General features: G+C 41.7%; 14 protein-coding genes. 6 read left to right on the forward strand and 8 right to left on the reverse strand.

The features are described 5' to 3' along the window. The first annotated feature begins 1 nt into the window (after position 1). Complete coding sequence (locus ABJF57_RS07880) at positions 2–1,372, forward strand: ABC transporter permease (RefSeq protein ID WP_462234030.1); 1,371 nt, start codon at positions 2–4, stop codon at positions 1,370–1,372. Beyond that, positions 1,365–2,813, forward strand: coding sequence for a TolC family protein (locus tag ABJF57_RS07885; protein WP_462234032.1), 1,449 nt, complete (start codon positions 1,365–1,367; stop codon positions 2,811–2,813). Before ABJF57_RS07880 ends, ABJF57_RS07885 begins: the two co-directional genes overlap by 8 nt. A 9-nt stretch (positions 2,814–2,822) precedes the next feature. Here ABJF57_RS07885 and ABJF57_RS07890 read toward each other — a convergent pair whose 3' ends face one another. Beyond that, positions 2,823–3,923, reverse strand: a complete 1,101-nt coding sequence (locus tag ABJF57_RS07890) for a PAS domain-containing sensor histidine kinase (RefSeq protein ID WP_462234034.1) — start codon at positions 3,921–3,923, stop codon at positions 2,823–2,825. A 142-nt stretch (positions 3,924–4,065) separates the two neighbouring features. Here ABJF57_RS07890 and ABJF57_RS07895 point away from each other — a divergent pair, with 142 nt between their 5' ends. Together ABJF57_RS07895 and ABJF57_RS07900 are read left to right on the forward strand one after the other, a co-directional pair. Then, positions 4,066–4,485 carry a DoxX family protein gene (locus ABJF57_RS07895; RefSeq protein WP_462234036.1) on the forward strand — a complete coding sequence of 140 codons (420 nt, stop codon included), beginning with the start codon at positions 4,066–4,068 and terminating at the stop codon, positions 4,483–4,485. A gap of 174 nt (positions 4,486–4,659) precedes the next feature. Further along, positions 4,660–5,115: a hypothetical protein gene (locus ABJF57_RS07900; protein WP_462234038.1), complete on the forward strand. Its 456-nt coding sequence runs from the start codon at positions 4,660–4,662 to the stop codon at positions 5,113–5,115. A gap of 83 nt (positions 5,116–5,198) precedes the next feature. On the opposite strand, the gene ABJF57_RS07905 is transcribed toward ABJF57_RS07900, so the two are convergent. The 4 genes from ABJF57_RS07905 to ABJF57_RS07920 all read right to left on the reverse strand — a co-directional run bounded on the left by ABJF57_RS07905 (position 5,199) and on the right by ABJF57_RS07920 (position 17,004). Further along, positions 5,199–6,383 carry a hypothetical protein gene (locus tag ABJF57_RS07905; RefSeq protein WP_462234040.1) on the reverse strand — a complete coding sequence of 395 codons (1,185 nt, stop codon included), beginning with the start codon at positions 6,381–6,383 and terminating at the stop codon, positions 5,199–5,201. A 249-nt stretch (positions 6,384–6,632) separates the two neighbouring features. After that, the gene (locus ABJF57_RS07910; protein WP_462234042.1) at positions 6,633–7,388 is read right to left on the reverse strand and encodes a hypothetical protein; all 756 of its coding nucleotides are present in this window, start codon (positions 7,386–7,388) and stop codon (positions 6,633–6,635) included. Then, positions 7,378–13,881, reverse strand: a complete 6,504-nt coding sequence (locus ABJF57_RS07915; protein WP_462234044.1) for a DUF6443 domain-containing protein — start codon at positions 13,879–13,881, stop codon at positions 7,378–7,380. The genes ABJF57_RS07910 and ABJF57_RS07915 overlap by 11 nt, the downstream gene beginning before the upstream one ends. Positions 13,882–13,905: 24 nt before the next feature. Further along, on the reverse strand, positions 13,906–17,004 hold the full coding sequence (locus ABJF57_RS07920) for a hypothetical protein (RefSeq protein ID WP_462234046.1): 3,099 nt from the start codon (positions 17,002–17,004) through the stop codon (positions 13,906–13,908). A 252-nt stretch (positions 17,005–17,256) separates the two neighbouring features. On the opposite strand from ABJF57_RS07920, the gene ABJF57_RS07925 reads away from it, so the two are divergent. Continuing rightward, positions 17,257–17,805 (forward strand): RNA polymerase sigma factor, encoded by a 549-nt coding sequence (locus ABJF57_RS07925; RefSeq protein ID WP_462234048.1) that lies wholly within the window; start codon positions 17,257–17,259, stop codon positions 17,803–17,805. Continuing rightward, a complete protein-coding gene (locus ABJF57_RS07930) occupies positions 17,798–18,514 on the forward strand; it encodes a tetratricopeptide repeat protein (protein ID WP_462234050.1) in 717 nt (238 codons plus the stop codon). The genes ABJF57_RS07925 and ABJF57_RS07930 overlap by 8 nt, the downstream gene beginning before the upstream one ends. On the opposite strand, the gene ABJF57_RS07935 is transcribed toward ABJF57_RS07930, so the two are convergent. From ABJF57_RS07935 to ABJF57_RS07945, 3 genes are all read right to left on the reverse strand, one after another. Then, entirely contained in the window at positions 18,511–21,435 is a 2,925-nt protein-coding gene (locus ABJF57_RS07935; RefSeq protein ID WP_462234052.1) for a CHAT domain-containing protein, read from the reverse strand. The genes ABJF57_RS07930 and ABJF57_RS07935 overlap by 4 nt on opposite strands. Positions 21,436–21,458: 23 nt before the next feature. After that, on the reverse strand, positions 21,459–22,385 hold the full coding sequence (locus ABJF57_RS07940; protein ID WP_462234054.1) for an SDR family oxidoreductase: 927 nt from the start codon (positions 22,383–22,385) through the stop codon (positions 21,459–21,461). A gap of 169 nt (positions 22,386–22,554) precedes the next feature. Next, positions 22,555–24,306, reverse strand: a complete 1,752-nt coding sequence (locus tag ABJF57_RS07945; protein WP_462234056.1) for a sodium:solute symporter family protein — start codon at positions 24,304–24,306, stop codon at positions 22,555–22,557. Positions 24,307–24,357: the final 51 nt, after the last annotated feature.

Consider the following 24,357-nt stretch of genomic DNA (forward strand, 5'->3'; position numbering starts at 1 on the left):
AATGGATAAGGAAAGAGTCTTAGCCAATCTCTGGATTGCTATTGAAGCGGTCCTTGCCAACAGAGTTAGGTCCATTTTGACCGCTCTCGGGATCATTTTTGGAGTGGCGGCCGTTATTGCCATGCTTGCAATTGGCAATGGTGCCCAGCAGGAAATCCTCGAACAAATCAAGCTTGTAGGTGTAAATAACATCATCATAGAGCCTGTAGTAGAGCAAACGGAAGAAAACCTTGCAGAAGACGATGAGGCAAAGGAAAAGAAGAAGTTTTCTCCAGGTTTAACCTTAGAGGATAAGGAATCCATCGTACAAATCATCCCAGGCATAGAAACCATAAGTGCAGAGATTCTCCTCGAAACTTATATCATCAAGAATGGTATTCGTAGGTCAGCCAAATTAGTGGGAGTTGAACCCTCCTACTTTGATATTTTCAATTTCACACTTTCAGATGGGAAAATGTTTAATCAAGCACAGTTGGAAAAAGGTGCGGCAGTTTGCATCATTGGAAAGTCCATCAAAGCAAAATTCTTTCCTTCTGAAAACCCGGTGGGCAAAATGATCAAGTGTGGCTCAAATTGGCTGAAGGTAATTGGTGTGCTTGACGAGAGGTATATCAGCGAGAGTAGCATTAGCAAACTTGGAATCAGAGATTACAACATGGATGTATACACTCCATTGCAAACCGTGCTGGTGCGCTATAAAAACAGAGCGATGCTCACTGAGGAAATGATCCAAGGTGCCAACAAAGGATCCGCTGGGTTTATAATCATCGGTGGAGGTGGCGGTAGTGGTTCAGACGATGCGCCGCAGCAAACCATCAATTACCATCAATTGGATCGGCTTGTGGTACAAGTGGCAGAGACAGAAAAGCTCAATCCTACGGCAGATGTCATCGTTCGTATGCTTGAACGCAAGCACAATCAGGTCGTCGACTATGAGATAGAAATCCCTGAACTACTGTTGAAACAGCAACAACGAACGAATGACATTTTCAGCTATGTGTTGGGAGCTATTGCAGGCATATCGCTGATAGTTGGTGGTATTGGAATTATGAACATCATGCTAGCTTCTGTTTTGGAACGGATCAAAGAGATTGGGTTAAGACTCTCCATTGGAGCGAAAAAAGCAGACATTGTTAATCAATTCATGTTTGAAGCAATGATGATCAGTATCAGTGGTGGGTTTATAGGTATTTTGCTGGGGGTAATAATGGCTCATGCGGTAAGTAGGTTCGCCGAAATACCAACGGTAATTTCCTTTGGCTCCATTTTAATCTCTTTCGGTGTGGCAACAGCCATTGGCCTAGTTTTCGGAATCGCCCCTGCCAGAAAAGCAGCTTTACAAGACCCTATTACTTCACTTAGATATGAATAAATTATTTGCAGGAATTTGCCTGATCGGACTTTCATTAACAGCTAGCTCGCAGCAGGTCTATTCACTTGAAAATATCATTGGGTTAGCACAATCCCAATCACCTCAAGCGAAACAAGCGGAGACAAGAAAAGAAAATAGGTTTTGGCAATACCGGTTGTTTAGATCCAATTATAATCCGCAATTGGCGCTTAGTGGAAACTTGCCAGCATACAGTAACCAGTTTATACCGGTTACGCAAGAAGATGGTTCAACACAATTCAGACCTGTAGAGCAAACGAACTCTTCGCTTAACCTTGGTCTATTTCAACCCCTCGCACCTACTGGTGGAAGCATCTCTGTAAATACACGAGCGAGTCAGTTTCAGGATATTGTAAACGATGAAACACGCTATAGGAGCACGATCGTGGACTTGACCTTAAACCAACCAATTTTTGCTTTCAATGAGCTCAAATGGGACAAAAAGACGGAGCCCATTCGATACGAGGAGTCCAGACGTAGCTATGTGGAAGAAATGGAATTTGTTTCAAGAAATGCAGTTCAGCGGTTTTTTGACTATTTGGATGCACAGGTAAACTACCAAATTGCTGAGTTTAACCTTGCCAATAATGACACCATTTACAATATCGAAAAAGGTAGATACAACATTGGAACAGCATCTGAAGACAAGTTACTGCAGGTAGAGCTTCAACTGTTGAGGTCCCAGCAAGATCAAACTCAGGCACAATTGGATTTGCAAACGTCCAGGCTAGCTTTAAGAATTTTTATTGGATTGAATGAAGATGAAAATTTTGACCTTGCGCTTCCTGAGGATATTCCAGTATTTCCCGTAGATGAAAGTATTGCTTTGCAATACGCAAAAGACAATCGGTCGGACTTTATCGCCTTTGAACGACGAAGAATTGAAGCAGATGCCCAAGTAGCTCAAGCGAAAGGTCAACGTTTTCAAATGAATCTGAATGCATCCTTTGGATTGAATAGTGCAGGAACTGCATTTGACCAGTCGTACCAAAATGCTCAAAGTCAGCAATTTGCCAACCTCACGCTCAACATCCCTATCGTAAACTGGGGACGTAATGAAGCACGAATGAAAACCGCGCTCGCGAACAAGCAGCTGACAGACTATGTGATTGCCCAAGAGGAGCAAAATTTCGAACAGGAGATCATTACACAAGTTCGTCAACTCGATGTTTTGAGGCAGCAGATCGAAATTTCAAAGAAGTCGGATGAGGTAGCACAAAAAAGATACGAGGTAGCTCAGAACAGGTACCTGATCGGAAAGATTGACATTACTAACCTCAATATCGCATTGACAGAAAAGGATACCGCTAAAAGAAGCTACAACAACGCATTGCGAAGCTATTGGATCGCATACTACGACCTGAGAAGGCTCACATTATACGATTTTGCAAACAATGAGCTGCTTTATACGATTGACGATTAGAAGCACCGTTTAGTACGGCGATGTTGCTGGTAGGGAAAAGGAATAGTTCGTCCCTTCTCCCTCCATACTTTCCACAGTGATTGTACCTCCATGTGCAGTTATGGCGTCTGCTGTGAGCATCATCCCCAAGCCGGTACCTAATTCTCCCTGTGTTCCTTTTTCACTATTCACTGTACCAGAAAACAGGTTACGCGCTTTTTCTGATGGCATCCCTTTCCCATTATCAGAGAAGTGAAAAAACTGAAATCCATCCACAGGTTCACCTTGAGCACTAACTTTAATGGAGCCATCTTCAAAGGAGAATTTGATCGCATTGGATAACAAATTTCGAATGATCATTCGTACACCGTTTTTATCTCCATTGATTGATAGACCGTCAGGTATCTCATTTACGATACTCAACGATTTCTTAGTTATTTCATCCACATAGAGCGCCGTATTTTCTTCTACAATTTCTCTCATAGAAAACTTTTCAAATGCTACCGTCTGACCTTTGATCTGGGTTGAAGCCCACCCCAAAAGGTTATCCAGCATTGCCTTGGTTGTTTGAAGTTTACTGCTCATCAGCGGAACTAGCGATCGTATCTGGTCAAAACCTGTTTCCTCATCACCGATGAGCTCCAGAAAGCTATTAATCGCAATTATCGGAGATCTCAAGTCGTGGGATACCACAGAAAATAATTTATCCTTATAGCTATGAGCTGCTTTCAGGTCTTCCACTGCTTTTTCAAGTGAATCTTCCAGTAGTTTATGCCTCGTATTATCATGGGCATTTACTACAACTACTCGTTCGGCTTCAATCTCGATTGGAGTATATGAAACACTGAAAAATGCCCTTCCTTCAGATACCTCAAACCAATCTTCGAACATGATGACTTCCTTCTCTTCGAGACACTTGTCAAAGTTGGGTTTGACCAAATGCCGAAAACCATCTTTGCCCAGAAGCTCTTCGACCTTTCTTCCTTCGATTTCTTCTGTCTTGCGGTTAAACCCTTTGGCATACGTTTCATTGACGGCAAGGTATTCGTAATCTGAACTGACTATCGACAAATAATCAGTGGAAGAATGTGCAATAATTTTGTAAAGTTGCTCTTTGGAGCTAGTCCTCATGTGGTTGATTGGTTATGAACATCCTATTAAATGTCTGTGAGGCTAAAAGGTTTTGCTTTTGGAAGTAGTATGTCGGGCAGTTTGCAAAATTTCAGGAGAGGCATTTCCAAATGGTGGTTGAAAATTACCTTTCTTTAACCTCATGAATCTCAATCAACAAATTGGTGTGCTCACCGTCCGTCTCTTATTAGGTCTCATCTTCCTGTTCCAAGGGATTGGTAAAGTCTTCAAGATTGGGATCGAAAATGTCTATCAGGGATTTTTTCTGGGAACATACCAAGAGCTTCTTCCTGAATTCCTACTCAAAGCAACGGCGTACTACACTTCTTATGTGGAGCTTCTTGCAGGTTTTCTGGTGGTCATTGGCTTATTTAGAAGCTATGCACTTTATGCCCTTGCTTCAGTATTGGTGATTGTCTCCTTTGGGCATGGGCTTGTCGATCCGATATGGGATCTGTCACACGTCATGTATCGCGCCATCTTATTGGTCGCTCTCTTATTTCTGCCAGCGCATTGGGACCGATTCTCAGCGGATGAAATGCTTGCTAGGATCAAACCTTAACGTTTACATTGCATCATTACGTCATCGCGAGCCTAGCGAAGCGATCTCTCGTTAGAACTAAATCTATTTTACAGTTCTAATTTAAAAGAAAACAATATAGTTAACTGAATTACGTATATTTAATATAATAGTCTCGAGCGGTTTCGAGACATAAATCAGTTAAATGTATTTTTTATGAAGAAGCTATGGATCTCACTATCCATTGGTTGTTGTTTTCTAATCCTTTCAGGATTTGATACAGTGTCAACCAACAATGAAGAAGCATCCTTTTGGGGATGTACACAAACAGTCAGAGGTTGTGATACATCGGGAGATGGACAACCTGATATTTTTTACAGTTTACAAGGAGGGCCAGCTCCTCTGCCGAGCAATTTCAATCCAGCACTTTATACCGTGCCCAACTTTGGATGTGCAAACATCACATTCTCAGTAACGTGTCCTCCTCCACCCCCTCCTCCACCTCCCGGAGGCGGAACAATTCAGGTGAATGCCTGTGACACTACCGGTGAAGGACAGCCAGATGTCTTCTATAGTCTTTCGGGCGGACCAGCTCCACTTCCTAGTGGGTTTAACCCAGCGCTTTACACGGTTACACCTGGAGGATGTGACATTATTAGCATCGTGCTCTAAAATTCAAATCACTAAAAGGCATGGGAATAGCTCTCATGCCTTTATTTTTTCCAATCTCTCCCAATGGACCTAGCAGTCTACGTCTAGTTGGGCTTCTTAGCAAACTGAACTCCCAGCTTAAAAACAACCGGACGTGCATTCAAGTCATTGCGTTGGTAATTGAAGTCATAGAGAATCAGTGACATCATTTGGACAAACCCAATCTTAAACTCCCTGCCGACACCTAGCATATGTGCTGACTGCCATTGTTTACTTGGAAGGCTCTCGGAGCTAAAAAATGATTTATTGATCTGTTGCTCTACTTCACCCCAAGCGAAGAATCCTTTGGCTATATCGTATCTTGTAAACAGACTGTAACCATGACCATCTCCTGTCAATGATCTGGTGGAATCGCTACCAAACTGCTCCCGAAGAATAAGCCCGACACCTCCCAACCATTTTTTATTTATCCAGTAACCTAACTGGAGGTTTGTATTTATGATTAGCGGATCAGTGGATTGAAGACTTAAATTCCCTCCTAAATACAACCTCTTCTTGAAGGGTACCTTTTCCAGTGAATTACGCCTGATTCCCTCTTCAGGATATCGAGTGTCGGGCAGCTTACGATATTTTTTTTTCAGCTTCTGAATGTCTGCCTGTGCTTCCTGAAATTGCTCCGGATCTATTCTTTCGAACAAGATCTTTGCTTGATCTGGCTTTATCAGATTGGGATTGGGTTTGGTTGGTTTTTTGAGTGATGTGAGACCCAAAGCCGGATTATTGAACTGACTCATTGGATCTTCTGCAAGCCCTGATTCGTTTGGTAAAAACTTGCGTGCTTCATCTTCCAGCACACGCGTAGCTTCGGCCAGCGCCAGACTGTCTGCATTTTCAGTAGCTATGTCCACATCAAAAACGGCTGAATTGAGGATGAGCTCTCTATACTCGGGAGGGAAATTCGCACTTTCTAAAATTTCTCTGCAAACCGCGACGGAATCTTCCTCAGTAAATTCAGGCATGGTCAAAGAGTCCATATCAAGTATTTCGACACTATTTCCAAGATGGTATGAGTTCTTGATGCTATCGTATCTCTGCTGATACAGCTCTCGTGCCTTTACCTGCTGCTGAAGCTTTTGAGCTTGGGCTCTTCGCTCCTTGGCAGTTTGTTTTGCTTGCTTGGCTCTGTTGATCGCATTTGCATGTTTGCCTGTTGCATTTGCATTGATTTTTACTTGGGCCGAAAGACTGAGAGTCAAAGTGGTGAAGAGAAGTAAGAAAGCTAATCGCATTGGAACCTATGAATGTTTGTCCCTTTATTGCATAAATGGCAAAAGTGTTTCCATTGTAGGTTAAAGTTTCTACTTTTTCTTGACCGAAACGATAGAAAAGCGTAGCATGCTACGCCACATGGCGCAAGCGTCCGCTTGTGCCTATTTAAAGTAATCTACTTACTGTTAACAAAAAAAGTCCAAGCGGACGCTTGAACCAGTTTTTTATTTAATACTTGCGCTAGATTGGGGGTTTTGGGATAGTAATTATCAATTTATCAATGAATGCATAAAATATTCAAGTTGTACTGGTACTATAAATTTTTGCAAACCCATAGCTTGCTTCTCAAACTCCTTCGATGCTTCCCAATAAGCTGTGCGATTACATAGGAAATCAACACTTTCGTAAACAGCAAATTCAAATTGTAAATCCAATTTAGATTTTACACTTTTCTTATCTAGAATTTGAAAATCTATATTACCAAATAATGTATTTTGATCTTCATCTATTACAGAGACACATGAATCCTCATTATCAATATTCTTAAATAGTAATCTGTATGGAATTTCTAGCTCAAAAAAACTATAGGGTTGAATTTTAATAAAATCATAGAGGTTTTGGTTACTAATCACCGCATCTCTTGCAACAAATTTTATTCTGTCTGAAGATATCGTCTTCAAAAATGGATTCAGTGGTATAAATGAAATCTTATATTCCAAAGAATTCGTATCAACTCGATGAAGATGCCTTGAAGAATAATATAAGTCTTCAAAATAGCTACTAAATAAAAATACTGTCTCCGAAGTTGTGTTATAGAATTGAAAAATTATTCTATCAACTTCTTCCCTCTGCCTAATAAGTATGGTATCATTCAACACATTCTCTCCCTGAGAAATAGACATTCCCCTTTCAGGATTAGAGCAATAGTTTCTAGGTAATTGAATCTCTTGAGCCAAGAGGTCTTGTTTCCAGAAAAATGAAATCACTACTAAAATAATATTAGCAATTCTTATTTTATTGTTCATTTATATTGTGATTAGTATCATACGGTTTCAAAGGAAGAGGTTTTAATACTGAACCCAAAGAATTAAACCGTTTATTGGCGCTCCTTGTGGCATTATCAAAATCCATAACCTTATCTTGAGTTTGTCCTCTAAATATAGCATGACCAATACCATGCCAAGTACGATTGTTCCTTGAATTATTAACCTCTACTGCACCAGTAGAAACTGGATTACTTGGCGACATTGGAGCATTTGGATTGAAATTCGGATTTAAAGGGAAAACGGTCGCTTTTACGCTTTCTGCTGGATCAATAATCACATAGTTTTCAGAAACGTTGGCATCTGATGTTGTTAAAGTTGCCTCTCCTCCATAATTAGCGGTATTGATAGGAATCTTATTTCCATCATTATCAATAACTGAATGTTGTTTTTCAAATACAATATTGGTAGTGGTTTTCTCATTTAACACTGTACTGAAATCTCCAAAGACAGCCGCCTCTTCTTTGCTGAGATCATCAGTACTCCCATTGAAAATCAAATTCCCCGCTTCTGAGTATGAAAAATCTGAAGCTTTTAATCCAAACACTGCTGACAATGCGGAGGTCATTTGATCTCTATATTTCTCAGCCACATTTACGCTATCTCCATTAACATCAACGTAGAGAATAGGGTTATTTAAAGTATACTGATATGGATTAAAATTCATATACTTTTCGGCATACCTATCTTGATTAAAGAACCTTCCAACTTCTGGCTGATACATTCTTGCCCCATAGTCAAGCCAATCAGTTCCCTCTTGAAGCTCTTTATTGTTATACAAGAACTTTTGAGGTGTACTTGCAGTACGACTAGTAGCATTAAACGTCAGCCCAAACGGATAGTAATCCTGTGTGCTCACCACGTCATTTACAATGGTGTGGTTGATCGTTAAGTCGTCAAAGTTGACTTGTATGGCCGCATTGTTTTCATTACTCAGGTACACCAAGATGTAGCCCTCTGCTTCCATAGTACCTACATCAAGGGTAATCAACTCATGCGCAGATAACCCTTTGGCAGCATTACTGATTTGCGCAAATCCTGCACGATTAAATGACATGTACTTATCAAAGTAGATGTAATTGAGGTAGGCTTTTGGTGCGTCCCCACTGGATGACTTAGCTCCTGCTCCACTTGTCATGGCCGTCACGGCACTACCTATTTCCAAATTTGTAGCTGAAGTCAATCCTTCCAATCCACTACTATTAGCACCATTGTTGTATGCATTGAAAATTGCTCCTCCGGCCAAACTTAACAAATCAGATGTTGATGGATCATTTAAATAATTGGCATAAACAGAGAAGCTCATCTCATCGTTTTTCTTCACGCGTATCAACGACATGACACCCGCACTTCCTGCATTCAACGTAGCTACTTCATCTCCTCCAATGCTTGTATTGGCATTAACATCCTGTCGAAATGGTATATTGACAAAATTCGTTGGAGATTCAGATTCCGTCATGGCATCATTTAAAGACTCCATGTTCTGTACCGTCACATACTCTTCAGGTGTTGAACTAAAGGTTAGTCGTACGTTTCCTAAGTGATCCTTGAGGTGGTATTGGTAGTCGTACGATTCAATAGCATCACCAGCAATGTTTCGCACAGGAATGATTCGACCTTCTACATGCTGGATTAACTCCAGGGTGTCGTTTTCATAAATAAACTCACCCACGTAATCAGTCATCTTCACCAAAACACCACTGTCATAGACGATTTGCTGTAATTTGATGCCAGCTGCGTCATATAAATACTTGATGCTGTCCTGAGATCCTTCGCTATTGCTCAGGATGACAGTGGTAGGTAGGTTTAAGTGGTTGTAGTAAATGGTATCAATGCCTTTGTTGCGGTCTTTGACCATGTTGCCATTGGCATCATAGGAATAATCCGCCGAGTCTAAATTGGCAGTAAATCCATCGTAGAATCCAGTAGTGTCCGAACCCACATCACTCACTTCCCGCAGTTGATTGCCTTCATAGTCATAGGTTAGATTGTCCATATCAGCTCCCGTAGCACCATTTCTGACCAGACTCTTAATATTACCATTCATCTCGTAGGTGATCGCAGATACATCAAAGTTTGAGGTTACTCCTCCATCAAAATGATCAGCATTTTTGATCCGGTTCAAGTCATCGTAAGTGTAGGCATAAGCGCGTGTATTGGTACCCATACTTGCAAAGTCACTCCACTCCATTGCACTGATATTTCCATTGAACAATTGCTGACTCGCCAGTGCTGCCACAGCCGTATCGTAGTACAAATTCATTCCGAACAAATCTGTATTGGTATCATTTGTTGAACTCAACGCTGGATCATTAATGCTTTCTAGCCAGCCTCGAATGTTGTAAGCATAGTCCAGGGATTGGGCGAAGACGCCCCCCGTCCCCCCATGTAAGTCTTTATCTTTCAGCTCGCTCAATTCATTGTAGTGATTCTCTACAATTTTTACAGAATCATAGTTATTTAGTAGATGCCAGGTATTCAATAACCGGCCAGCATGATCGTAGTTGAAGCTACGGGTGATGGTGAATGTGGTGTCTCCATTGTCGTGCAGACTGATGCTTTTCATTACTTGTCCAATGAAGTCGAAATGGTTGGTAACCACATCCTTGCCACCCAGGTGGTTGGTGCTTTGAACCTGTATAACTCGATACTTGTCGTCATAGTAGCTAGCACTCTTGATCCACCCTCCCGGGAGTGAGCCATTATCATTGACTACCTTCGTCAGCGTACCTGTTACTTGACCTTTTACTATTGCATTCAATAACAAACCAGTTGGATTACTAAATGAAAGTCCCGTAGTATCCCAGTCATAGTTGTCGTAATAGGTGACCGTCAGATACTCATCGATTCCAGTAGTCGGGTACGACTGGTTGCTGTATTCATTCACTAATGTGGTATTCAGTGTATCGAACCGTACGCTCGAGGCAGCTACTGCTGTTCGTTCGGTCGCTTCGTTTCCTCCACTCATCAGCCCGGTGATGATCGGTCTGCTGAGTTCATCATATTTTGTAAATAACCATTGACTATTGTCTCGCTGATTTCCATCCTGCGTGAGGACCAGTCTATCCCATTGGTCATATACCATAAACATACGTTCAGCCCCTGGTACCTTTTTCTCAGTCATTCTTCCTCTACCATCGTAAGCATATTGAAAGGCCCAGAGATCCAAAAATGCTTGACGATCGGTTGGAGTTTTTGAAACATGGAAAAAATCATCTTTGAGGCTTTTGGATCCCTCTGGTGGTAACACCACTACCAGTTGTCCATAAATGTCATAGATGTAATACGTCTCTGCCCAGGTAGTATCTAGCTGTGATTTTTTGAGAATGGTCTGCCCCTGCTTATTGGTGTATGCTACAGTTTGACTACTATCTTCATCAAAAGTGGTGTTTTTGTAGAGCTCCCCCAGGTCGTAAACCTCTTTTGGATTGCTAAGCAAAGTATCAAAGCTCAAAAAGTTCCAGTTGATCACTTCGGCTGAATCCGCAATGGCATACTCAAACTTCACAGTATGCTGCCCAATTTGCCAGCTATCACCAGGCGCTCCCTGTTCCAATGGACGGTTGAGCGGAGATGTTTCGAAACGGGTTTCGCTGTAGGCTTTGTTACTTCCTTTGTTGCCCAGATAGAAAGTGGGTTGGTCTACGAGTGCATCCGTTTTGTAAATAACGGACAAATCCGTATCCGAATATGGAAGGTAGTTTTTGGTTTGCCTTCCCAAATCATCGTATTCCATGGGCACCACAATGTCTTGTGCTAGTGGGCTGGCATTGAGCGATATCTGCTGAATAGGACGTCCAAGTCCGTCAAAAATCTGTACATCCACTGATCGGTCTTCTACACTGAAGCAAAAGGAAGAGTCGGGTGCTGTTGTTGGTACACGATAGGTGAAGGTAGTTACTGCATTATGGTCCAGTATGAATTGGCTTGTGACGTTAAAATTGCTGATCGTGTAGGTCGCTCCGCCAGAAGAGGTGATGGTTAATTTATAAACACCTGGTTGATCAATATGGAGCTCATGAGATGACTCGTTGGGTATCAATACATCATTCAAATACCATGCGTAGTTGGCGTATCCCTGTGTAGCGACAAGCGTGGTACTTTGACAGTCGCGGATGTTTGACAGACCTGACAAGTTGATACTTGGTGCAGGTAGTATGGTCACTTGTTCTGTAGCACTTACAGCCTCCGAACATATTCCACTTTTAACCACTGCTCTGAACAGTGTGGTGGTAGACACATTGCTGTAAGGATAAGTTTCGGAAACGTGATTTATGATGCTCCATGTAGCTCCTCCATCCGTGGATTTTTCCCATCGCTCCACTGTGCCCGTCTTTCCAAGAAGGGTTAAACTCCCAGTAGCCGACACAAACGACTCTTTGCCTCCACTCACTGAGCCCCCCACCGATTGAGGGTCAATGGATATTTGCTTTGTAGAGGCGACTTGGTTACACTCTCCATTTTGTACATAAGCTTTGATCTCATAGGTGCGTACGCCTCCTGCCCATTCGATAAGATTGGGACTCACTTGTAGCACATCATCCGTATCTGTGATTAGATCCCAGACGCTCCAACTTCCGCTTCCATCTTGATACCGACTTTCCCACTTTAAAACTGTACCCGTATGGCCGGAAAGGGTAAACGTCGATGTTCCGCTTCCACACCGTAGGCTATCACCTGCTATAGTACCGGCAACCGAAAGAGGACGAACATAAATATCTTTCACAAAGGTATTGCTGCCACATATGCCGTTTGTGTAAGTGTAGGTAGCTTGATAGGTCTGACCAGGGTTTAGTGCGGTCATATCCACTGCATTTCCAAACACAATGGCGGAAGGAGGGCCATTGATTGACCATGTTCCCGTGTACGCGGGTTCTCCTGTTAGCGGTACTGCAACTGCAGTTTGACAATGAGATTCTGAAGTACCGGTTGTATGCGTTGGTTGCTGAACGGTCACGGTCACTTGCGTGCGTCCACTTTCACAAAGTGTCGTTTCATTGTAGCGAGAAACATAGTAACTGGTGGTTGATGAAACGCTTTCATTGATGGAAGAAATGCCTGATGCAAATGCTGTACCTCCGCTAGAAGCTGTGTACCACTTAAAAGGGGCAAATTGATTTTGACTGTAGCCATCTACAACTAGAATAGCATTACCAGATCCACACATGCTCATACCTGATATGGATGGCGCAGCTGGTGGAAAATTTACAGTCACGCTCACCGAACTACTATTGGTACTCCAGCATCCGGTGGAATTGTTTCTTGCCCGCAAATACAGGTTTCCGGAAGAAGTTTTTGTGTATGTCGAATTGGCGTTACTGGTGCTTACACCTCCAGAACTCGTCTGCCAGTACCAGGTGATTCCCGATGGTGGATTGCCTCTTGTTATTGTCTTATTGCCACAAGTATTGCTCGACACAGAAGGTGTCGAAGGCGTCGAAGGCAAAGTGTTTACAGTAACATAAACGGATCGTGCTGTACTCCAGCATCCACCAATATCATTCTTAGCTCTTATATAAACCCATTGAGAATTATGCGCAACATATGACCCAGAGGAGTTACTTGTACTGGTTCCTGAAGCGCTGGTTTGCCAATAGTAGGTCTGGCCACCGGGTACACCTGGTCGAGTAACAGTCTTGCTTCCACAGGTATTACTAGATACGCTTAGTGCAGCTGGTTGGCCAGGACTTTGATTAACAGAAACAAATACCGAACGAGCGCTGCTCCAGCAACCCGACGAATTGTTTCTTGCTTTGAGGTATACGGTTCTGCTTGATGTAACCGTATAAGTAGAACTGGAATTGCTTGTGCTTACACCTCCAGAACTCGTTTGCCAGTACCATGTAATTCCTGATGGTGGATTACCACGAGTTACTGTTTTATTGCCGCAGGTGTTACTAGATACACTGGGTGTAGATGGCATGCCTGGCGCGTGATTTACTGTAACGTATACAGAACTAGAGCCACTCCACTGCCCTGTGGCATTTCTACGTGCTCTGAGGTAGAGATAGCCAGAAGAAGTTTTTGTGTATGTGGAATTGGAGTTACTGGTGCTTGCACCCCCAGAACTGGTCTGCCAGTACCAGGTAATACCTGAAGGTGGATTACCACGAGTTACTGTTTTGTTTCCACACGTATTGCCAGATACCGAAGGAGTTGAAGGAGTAGGTGGGTTGGCATGCTTGGTCACTGCTAACTCATGTGGAGTGAAAGCAAATCGACTCGGATAGAATTGTACTTTGCCCGTACCAGGAGAACCAGACCAAATAATGTTCACGGTTAGCCCAGAACTACTGGAAATTGTTCCTCCAACCACAGCCCAACGATACCCTGTCGAATAAGATCCTGAGTAGGTATATGTTTGGAATGTACTTACACCCACCTGCGAATTTCCATTCACAGTCTGCGCAAACACAGAAATATGGAATATAACTGAAAGGAATATAAAAATGTATAATGATTTTGTTAGTTTCATCGGATTGCGTGTTTAGGGGATGACTTATTGATTGGAGAAGGTGTATTGGAACTGTTTCAATGCATGGTCCTCATAATCTCGAATAAGGATCAGTCTTCCGAAAGTGTCATATTCATACTTCACAGATTTTCCATTGAAATCAATGATCTCAGAAGGACCGAATACTTCGTTAACTGCATCATATTTGAATATCCGCATGTGCATTGGAAGATCGAGGAGTGCCAGTCTCAGGGATTCCAATCGTTGATTTATTACCACATTATCCTCCAGGACATAGAGCTCAGCAATAGTATTGGGAGCCCAAATGTTATCGATCTCAGCCTGCGATGTATTGGTGATTTCAGCAACCACCCTGGCCCCATCAAATGCTCTCAAGTACACGGATGTTGTCCCGCCATTATCTGGAAGCTGTTGGTAGCTCATGACGTTTCCAAGAGCGTCTCTTACAATCACGCCTTCACGATTCATTGTATCTGATTGACGATTCCATACAGACTCTTCAATAGGAAGTCCCTCTTGATAACTCCATCTTTTTTGACTGATTTTCTCCGTTGCATTCGGCGTCTTCAAATACGCAATACTTTCGGTAACCAGGCCTGGATTAAGCGTATCTTCTCTTATGATGTGATTTTGAAGAGTGTCACTATCACTCGTTGTGCTTTTGATCCATTCAGGATAAGTGTGGTCGGATCCGTATTCAAACACCTGGGATTTTACAAGCTCATTTTGCCCCTCATAGGAATAGGTTCGGGTTTCTTTCAGTCTGTGCCATTTCGGCCGTACTTCATAAAAACTTGCAGCAAAGTCTTCGGTAAAGTCTGACCCGGAGCAATCATAGCAAAACTGCGTATGCTTACGCGATGCTTTCAGCCCGTAGGCCACGGTGCTACTGTTTACTTCTTCATATTGATTGGTAGTCAGCTGAACAGTGTCTTCAAACACACTTAGCATTACCTGGCTAAGGAGCTTACCATTGGTTATACCCTTGTCTACATAGCTCACAGGTGGGTAGTTAAATCCTGGGAATTCCTCATTGGTGAATTCATGCAGTATAAAGCCATTGTCGTTTTGCGTGCCTGATATGATTTCCTTTACTTGCGAATAGCCAAGGTGTGTACCGGAGAAAGTAGCAATCGTTGGGGATGAACTTACCGTTAACCAACTAGATACGTCTGCGCCTACACAATACTCAAGCCCTCCTTCATTTTCCGCTATACTACCGTTTAGTGTTGAAGTGATAAAACCACCAAACAATGGTGTGGAAAACAACAAGCCACTACTAACTCCATCTAAACCTTCGTATTCATATTCTTTTGTAAACGAAGTTTCACCTGCTTGCTTAAACTCAACTTTGCTGATTCTCAATCCTCCTACATAGTTTTTTTGAGGGCAGCTTTCCTCGTACTCCACACGCATGTTTAAGTCCTCGCCTATCTCGTGATTTTCAGAATATAATCTATAGGCTCCTGAATCTAGGAGGAAGCGATTTCCAATGGTAGTGGCTGGTGTATATGTGATGTAACTTCCATTATCCAACTTCTGAATTTCAAGAATGGAGTATTGGGTACCTCCACCATCAAAATCGGTATCAACATAGTTGGCATTTGTCCAGGTGAAATTGGTTGCTGTATTAACTGAAAATTCTATCGAATCTATTTCACCGGGTGGTGTCTGCACAACGTACATCTTCGTACATTCATAGGCTTCATCAAAATAGTCATGAAGCTCGTAAGTGAATACAGATTCTCCTCCTGTCGGATATGTAACGGACCGCAATGCCCCCACCTGGCTGCCACTCAGGTTTGGCTCACGATCTGAAGAAGTTTCAAAATGGTATACACCGGACTTATAGTCAGGTATAAGTGTGGTGTTATTCCTGTCATTATTGTACCCCCAGTAGTCCTGACTTTTCTCATTGATGTCAGGAAGTATCCCAGCATAATAATTGAATGTATGACCGGGTAAGCTTTGTCCATTTTCATCCACCTGAAATGCAGACAACAACCTGAGTTTTGTAAGACTGTCATCATTTTCCAAAACCATTCTTTTCTTAAATCTTCCATGCTGGGTCACTGTAACCGAATCCAATTTATGTCTACCAGCTAAGTCCGCTCTTCCTGATGAATGAAAATCCACTATGACCCCACTTGTTGTAGATATTTTCTTAAGATATTTTGTGTGATACTTTATCTCGGTTTGGCAACTTCTGGACTTGGTAGTCGATCCATAAAGTCCATAATCAGTTGTTTCACTATATAGTCGATCAACAGCCAATGAGTCATCTTCATACTCGAAAGTGACCGACTCGATTCCATTATGTATTTTGGTGATTTTCCATGCAGACTTTACTCCGATCAGAATTCTTGCACTATTGACATAGTACGCGCCGTTTGAGGTACAACCAGACTGTGACCTCATCGCTTCAAGCGCTTCGAATTCCATGGTAACACCATTTGGGGTTTTTATGATCCATTTTGTACCAATGTTCGATAAGTCCTCAAAAGGGTGCTCTTCGATCTCGATATCTGTATCCTCATATGGAACCATCTGCCGATTATGATCAAAGACAAATTTGAGATTACCCAAGGGTGAGGCCAGGTAAAACACATCCGGCTCAAAATCCAGGTAGCCCATGGCAATTGAATCCGGTACGGATTCGGGAATTTGCGGTGCGGTAAGAAAATCATCACCGCATTCTGAAAGGTCACTTACTCGTATTCCGTTTGCATCGAAAAATCTTGTATTGTGGAACAATCCTTTTGCTACAGATAGATTCTCGTCAGGCAGTCCATTTACGTTTCTACTGACTGCTCCTTCACCGGTCATGGTCCAGCCTGCTCCTATCCAGGATGCGGGTTCATCTACTTTGATCCCTGATGAATTGTATTGAAGTGCAATCGGAATCGCGAAGTGATTCATTTTGATCTCATAAATGGGGACGGACAAATTCATTTGCCCCGTATACAAACTGACTGGAACATCGACGAACTTATTCATCTGGGCCACATCAGGTGAGGGAAGCAGTGTATGGACTTCTTCTGTAAGGTTGATTTCCTGGGAAAAAAGCGCGCATGAAAACGTGCTCATTATGATAATTAGGAGTCCTTTAAATGAGCTATTCATGGCATGCTGTATTTAGGGTTGAATAAGTGATTGAATTAATTGATTGCATCAGTTACTTTTTTGAATTAGAAAAGCGTTCTTTGAATTTTAACACCTTAAGCAGGTTCATGAAGAAGGAAAAAAAACAGGGTTAGTAGAATGACCAACCAAATCGTTTTTTGCGCAATTTTCATTTTAATTAGGGTTAAGGGTTTAGAAAATTCACCCTTAATTGTATGTTGCAGGAAAATGTTACCCTTCGCTTGAAAAAAAATGACTACCAAAAATCTCATTTCCTTATTTGAGAATAAAAAGAGTCTGGAAGAGCTTTATAAAAGGCTTTTCCCGTCAATTGAAAAGCATGTACTTAACAACTCTGGAAACACTCAAGACGCCAAAGACATCTTCCAGGAATCAATAATTGTAGCCTATAAGAAAGTGCACAATCCAGATTTCAAATTGTCGTCAACTATTGACACTTTCGTTTATTCAATTGCAAAAAATAAGTGGCTGCATGTTTTAAGGAGTTCTAAGAGGATGATGAAAACTCCTGAGTCGGAAATCAGTGATGATCCAAGAATTGACGAAATTCTGTTTGAAGAAGAGCGACGAAATCTTTTCGTTGCTCATTTCGGAAGACTTTCAGAGGGGTGTAAAAATCTATTTGAGTTTTTTTTCAAAGGAATGAGCATGGAAAAAATTGCCGATGCGATGAACTTGGGGAGTGCTGGTTATGTCAGAAAAAAGAAACATCTCTGTCAAGAAAAGCTAATCGAAGCAATTAAAAAAGATCCATTATATAAAGAGTTAAAAAATGGATGAGTATAATAAACTGTTGGAAGAATATTTTCATGAGTCCACGACCGAAGAACGGAAGAGTGAACTCAGAAATGAAATTTCAAAACTTAACCCTGACCATCCTGATCGCATCCTATTTGAACTTGGAGAAGAAGTAACCCTACAAAATAAAGTAAGAACCCTAAACTCAACCATTGAGGAAATAGCAAATACAGACAAAGGAAGTTGGCCATATCTTAAGTTAGTCGCTTCGGTGGCCCTAGTGCTGTTAACAGTCTTTTCGATCTACAAAATCGTAGATTCGAATCAATCTGAGGAAGAACTCTTTACAGCGTACTTTCAACCATATCCTGAACTAATAAGCGTCCGATTGCAAAGTGAAAATGAGACTAGCTGGAAAAAGGCACTAAAAAAATATCAGGTCGGGAAGTATGCAGAGGGTTTAGAATTATTCAAGGCTGCATCACCGCCTATTTCTTATCAAGAAGATGTGACATTTTATCATGCGATGACCTTACTAGCTTTAAGGAAGTCAGGCGAATCAATAGCCCTGCTTATGACTATTGAGGGTGGTAAATATGCACAGCAGGTTCGATGGTACCTGGCACTAGCCCATCTCGAGAGCAACGAGCCTAATCAAGCCAAAGATTTGCTATTAGAGATCAATGAAAATGATTTTAACTGGTCAGATGCTCAGGAGCTTCTTCGGGAGATCGATCGCTCGAAATCCTAAGACATTCTTCTTTTTATTTGAATTGCTATAAATACAATAATCACAACTCCAAGCACCAAGAAGTAAAGTGAAAAACTGGAAGAAAAGTCCATGCTGGCATCACTTCCAAGCACGTAAAAAGACGACCAATAGTACGGATGAGAAGTCAGGTTATCAGCTTTATCCAAGTAGGCAATTTTGGCTAATCTAAGCGCTTCACTTTTGCTTTTTCCATTCACTAACTCTTGGTAAAAAGCTTCCATGATTTCGGGTGCAGTAGCATCAGGGATTTTCCACCTCGAGACTACCAAACTCTTAACTCCTGCGGAGCTAAAAGCCCTCCCTAAACTCATGATGCCTTCACCATTTACCAATGGTCCCTCTCCTGTTTGGCAGGCACTGAGAACTGCTAATTCTGCACCCAACTCTAGCCCATAGAGTTCAAATGCATGTAAAAAGCCATCTTCCATGTTGTCCTCATTATTGTAAAACGCGAGGCTTGAATTATTTGGATTGTCTTCTTGCGTCTCCCCATGCAATGCCAGATGCAGAACAGAATATTTTGGAGCCTCTCGCTTAAAGTTGGATTCATTGGCATTCTTTCCGAAATAGTAATTACCACCTACGTGTTTGGATATCCTACGTATTTCTTCGCGTGTTCCTGGAAGTTCACCTAAATCCGCAAAGTCTCTAATCAATGCCGTACCATCACCTTCATCTATATCTCCAAACGACATAGCCAGGACTTTGACATTTGTTCCTGCCCCCAATTCATTATCGGTAAACGTACTTGCGGAATACACATAATGTATACTCATCTGCTTAAGTAAGAATGGCCAGTTCTTCATTGGAATTTCCGGTTCGAGATTTTCACTCAGTAGAAGTTCGAAATTAACATTCCACAAATGCTTGTCTGGTATCACAGTCAGCTTATCAATTTCATCCGCCAATGCTAGCGGTTGAATCAATAGGTTATATAATTCGGAAAATGCTACAGAATTGAGTTGATTCGGCGCTTGAATAGAAGCATCTTTTATTAGCTCCTCCAGGTTGTTTGGAATAGTTCTCGAAGTGAATTCTACACCTTCTTTGCTCACGGATAGCATATGGATGGCGGAATCTCCAATAAAATATTGAACCAAGACATTGTTTTTTTGTAATCTTTCCTGGATCAGCTTTACAGAGGTTTCCTGTTTACCAAATTTCTTCTTATATGCTAATGGAAATCGATCCCTCACCACTGTTTCAAGAGAATCTTTCGTTCTGTTGAGATCAAAAATGATGGAGTTTAGTGAGTCAATTTTTAATTGATTGGTACTTGTAACAACCAGGGATTTGTGGTAGCCAATTGAAATTAAAAGATCTCTATTTCTCTCAAATATTTTTTCATCCAACCTATACACGTTATTCGAATGACGTGATTCTAATTCGAGTTTCAAAATCCTCGCCTTATTCCGTTCAATGGATTGAAATGCTTCTTCTATTAAATCTTCATTACCGGTACCTTCAAATTCGCTACTTATGGTTTCTAGTTTCAGTCTAGCCAATTCATTTTCATACCCCACCAGGTTAAACTGTTCTTCTGGACTTAAATAGTCTGATTCTAGCTTATCTAACAAGGTCTCGATCAGTGAGTAAGTAGGCGTAATCCCCAATCGGGAAACTTTTGTTAAACACATCACCGTTGCTTTAGCTAATAGCGCTTCAATTGCCTCATCCTCAAACCCTACTTTCAACTCTTTCATTTTAGGATTATCTTCGATATCCACTGGAGACCAATCATCACTTATCCTCATTAGAATTTCATTGTATTGAAGTATAGCACTGTCATATTGCGTCAGTTTTTGATACGCTTTCCCCTTTCGCATCAATATCTGAGTTAAAAAATGATTGGCACCATCTTTAATTTCACGCTCAATTGAGAAGGCAACATGGTAGTTGCGCAAAGCTTCATCGTACCTCTCTTCAGCACTTAAAAGCTGACCCAAAATATTATATGCATGTCTCTTATTGCGATGATTCTTCTCACCCAATATGGCGAATGACTTATTTAAGTAGATTCTTGCTGAATCATACTTAGATTCTTTAATCATTTGAGCTGCCACATTATTGTAATTTTTTGCGAGTTCCGGATCATCTGGATCCAGAATTCGTTCATTTAAGTCAATCAGCTTAGTGTAGTAGGCAGAGGCATTAGAATAATCATCCATGAGAAAATAGAGATTTCCTATGTTTTGATAGAAAAAACCAAAGTATGGATGATCTGGATTATACAGTTTATTACAAACAGAGAGACCTCTCAAGTAATATTCCATCCCACGCTGATAGTTCCTACTCTCTGAATAGGCTTGACCAATGTTGTTGTAAACAAACATGGAAAGCCTATTCTCCTTGTCTGGTTGAAGATTGAGGCAATTGAGAAATCCTTCAATTGCCTGTCCATAGTTTGATAGATGAAGGTTAATATTTCCTTCAATCAACAGCATTTTTGCTTTGTTTCCATCAGAAATTCTGGAAATATCGGCCAGTCTTAGCGCCTCATTTATTCTCTTCCTTGACTCTAAATACTTGCTTTGCCGCCAAAGCAGATTTGCATTGATGTAGTTTAATAAGGCAATAGAACTGTCATTGACTAAAGAACTATTCACCTTAACCCGGCTGTAAAGTTCGTCTATGATCTGGTCGGAATCTACTTGCTTTCTAGAGAGGAATGCAACCATTGCTTGATTAAGCTGCGCATCAAAATACAAATCCCACAGCTCATTCTTCTCGGAAATCTGTGACGCTTTATCGAAAGTAGATTTGGCAGAATCCAGCTGAAATTGTTGCAATGATGCCTTTCCTTTCTTCAACAATTCTTTGACTAATTCTTCATTTTCCTGTGAATAGGAAAAGTAAAAAAGCCCAATAAACGATAGTGCTAGTATTAGCTTAATTTTCATAATTCATACTTTAAAAAGTGCAATCAAATCTTAAGCTTGCGCATACCTTTGAAGTATAGCCACATCATCTTCAACTTCGAACCTCCCTTTTTTCGACCCATTTCCATCGCATCCCAAAGTTCTTCCGGGATGGCTTCCAGTCCATTGAACTCTCCTGCCCCCATCAGCCATTCTCCCCCATCAATGGTAATTACTTCGCCATTGACGTACGCTGAATAATCTGAAACAAGATAAGCGGCCAGATTGGCCAACTCTTGATGATCTCCCACCCGTTTCAACGGCACTTTTATAGCTGGATCGTATTTTTTCTTAAGGTTCCCTGGCAACAGTCTATCCCAGGCACCTTCCGTCGGAAAAGGTCCCGGTGCAATGGCGTTGCTTCGGATACCGTATTTCGCCCATTCAACAGCTAACGACCTGGTCATTGCCAAAACTCCACTCTTGGCACAAGCCGATGGCACCACATATCCTGAACCTGTCCACGCATAGGTGGTGACGATGCTCAGAATATTTCCTTTCTGCTTATTTTCAATCCAGTCCTTGCCCATGGCCAGCGTAAAATTGTAGCTACCCTTCAATACGATATCAACCACCGTATCGAAAGCCCTATTCGACAGTCGCTCCGTTGGGCTAATGAAGTTTCCAGCAGCATTATTGAGCAACACATCTACGCTTCCAAACTTCTCTTTTGCTTCTTTTATCACACGCTCTACCTGCTCATATTCACGAACATCGCACGCTACACAGTGCACAGGATATCCGGATTTGGCGGTAATCTCCTTGGCTGTTTCCTCCAACACTTCAATCTTTCGACTGGTGATCACCAGGTTAGCTCCAAGCTCAGAAAAATAAGCTCCCATTGATTTACCTAATCCTGTTCCTCCCCCAGTTACGATTATAGTTTTGCCCTTTAGCGACTCGGGACTAAGCATGCCTTGTGTGTGATTCATACGATATTGTTTGAAGGCAATATAATTAAAGGGCATAAAAAAAGAGGCCCCGGAATGGCGCCTCTACATTTGGCAGTGAATAGAGCGGTGAGTATCTATTAACAAAGTACTCTCATTATCAAATGATAATCAATACCCACTTTAGGGTATTTTCACAATTCACAGTTTCTTATTTTTTCCACCATTTGAAAATCAAAAAGATGGAAAGCCCAAAGATGAAAATCATCACCAATGCCAAGCCAAGGTTGCCATAGATGAGGCTGCCGATTCCAAAAAGAGCTGCATATGTGCCAATGGTACCTACAAATACACTTAACAAACTTGCGACTAAGTTTGACTCTCCTCGGTTATCAAATTTTTTCCACCCTATCCCTGGCTTCACTTGCAGAACAAAAGATTGTAACTTTTCATGAGATTCGGGTTGGGTAAGTAGCGTGGTTACAATCCAAACCACGGTGGTGATGCAAGTAGCAATGAGCAATTTTGCTGTAAAGCCATCAATGAATGCAGTAGCAACCATTTCATCAGGAATCCATAGAACCAACACAAATGCATTTATCGTCGCAACGATCATCCCAACGATTTCTGTTATCGCGTTGATTCTCCACCAAAACCATCTAAACAAGAAAATCGCTCCGGTTCCTGCACCCGAAAGTAGTAGTATACTAAAAGCTTGAGAAGCATTTTCAAGAACGGTAAGCGCCAGAATCCCGGCAATAATCATCAATAAAACCGTGGATAGTCTTCCAATATTCACAAGTTCGTTTTCAGATGCTTCTGGCTTTACAAAGCGCTTATAAAAATCATTGACCACATACGATGATCCCCAATTTAAATGCGTGCTAATGGTAGACATGTAGGCAGCTATCAAGGAGGCCACGACAAGACCTAGCCATCCTGGCGATAAGAGTGTAAGCATTACCGGATAAGCAATATCATCTCCCAGGTATTGATCATCGATATCAGGAAAAGCTGCTTTTATTGACTGAAGATCCGGAAACAAGATGAGTGATGCCAATCCCACAAGAATCCATGGCCATGGGCGCAGTGCATAATGAGCAAAGTTGAAAAACAAAGTGGCTCCAACGGCGTGTTTTTCATTTTTTGAGGCTAGCATTCGCTGGGCAATATATCCTCCACCGCCAGGCTCAGCGCCGGGGTACCATACAGACCACCATTGCACAGCCAATGGGATGATGAACATCGAAATCATGAGAGACGTGTTATTGATGTCCGGGATGATGTCCAATTTTCCTTCTAAAGATTCATGAGAAACCAAGCCTGACAATCCACCCACTTCTGGTTGACTAACAGCAACATAGGCTGCGTAGATAGCTCCTATCAATGCGATCCCAAATTGAAAAAAGTCCGTCCAAATGACTCCCTTTATTCCTCCAAGGGCAGCATACGAGGCAACAACAATCGAGGCTACGATTACGGTATAAATGGGCTCCACTCCAAACAGAATGGAAGAAATTTTAATAGCAGCCAAAGTCACTGATCCCATGATGAGGCAATTGAAAAATACGCCTAAGTACAATGCCCGAAACCCTCTTAAAAAAGAGGCCGCTTTACCTCCATACCTCAGTTCATAAAATTCTAAATCAGTCAAAACTCCAGACCTCCGCCACAGCCTGGCATAAATGAAAACCGTAACCATCCCTGTCAACAAAAAAGACCACCAAAGCCAGTTCTTAGCGATACCTCCTTCTCTCACAAAACCTGTTACAAGGTTGGGTGTATCTGCAGAAAATGTAGTGGCCACCATTGAAACACCAAGCAACCACCATGGCATAGATTTTCCTGCGAGAAAATATTCCAATGAGCTTTTTCCTGCTGTTTTACTTGCCCATAGACCTATTGCAAGGACAATAACGAAAAAGACTGCAATGACAAACCAATCCGAAAGCGTAAGAATCATACTGAAAACAAAATTTTATATTCCATGAAAATAAGTCAACATCTTGTAACT

It is taken from the genome of Ekhidna sp., from assembly GCF_039940915.1.
GTDB lineage: Bacteria > Bacteroidota > Bacteroidia > Cytophagales > Cyclobacteriaceae > Ekhidna.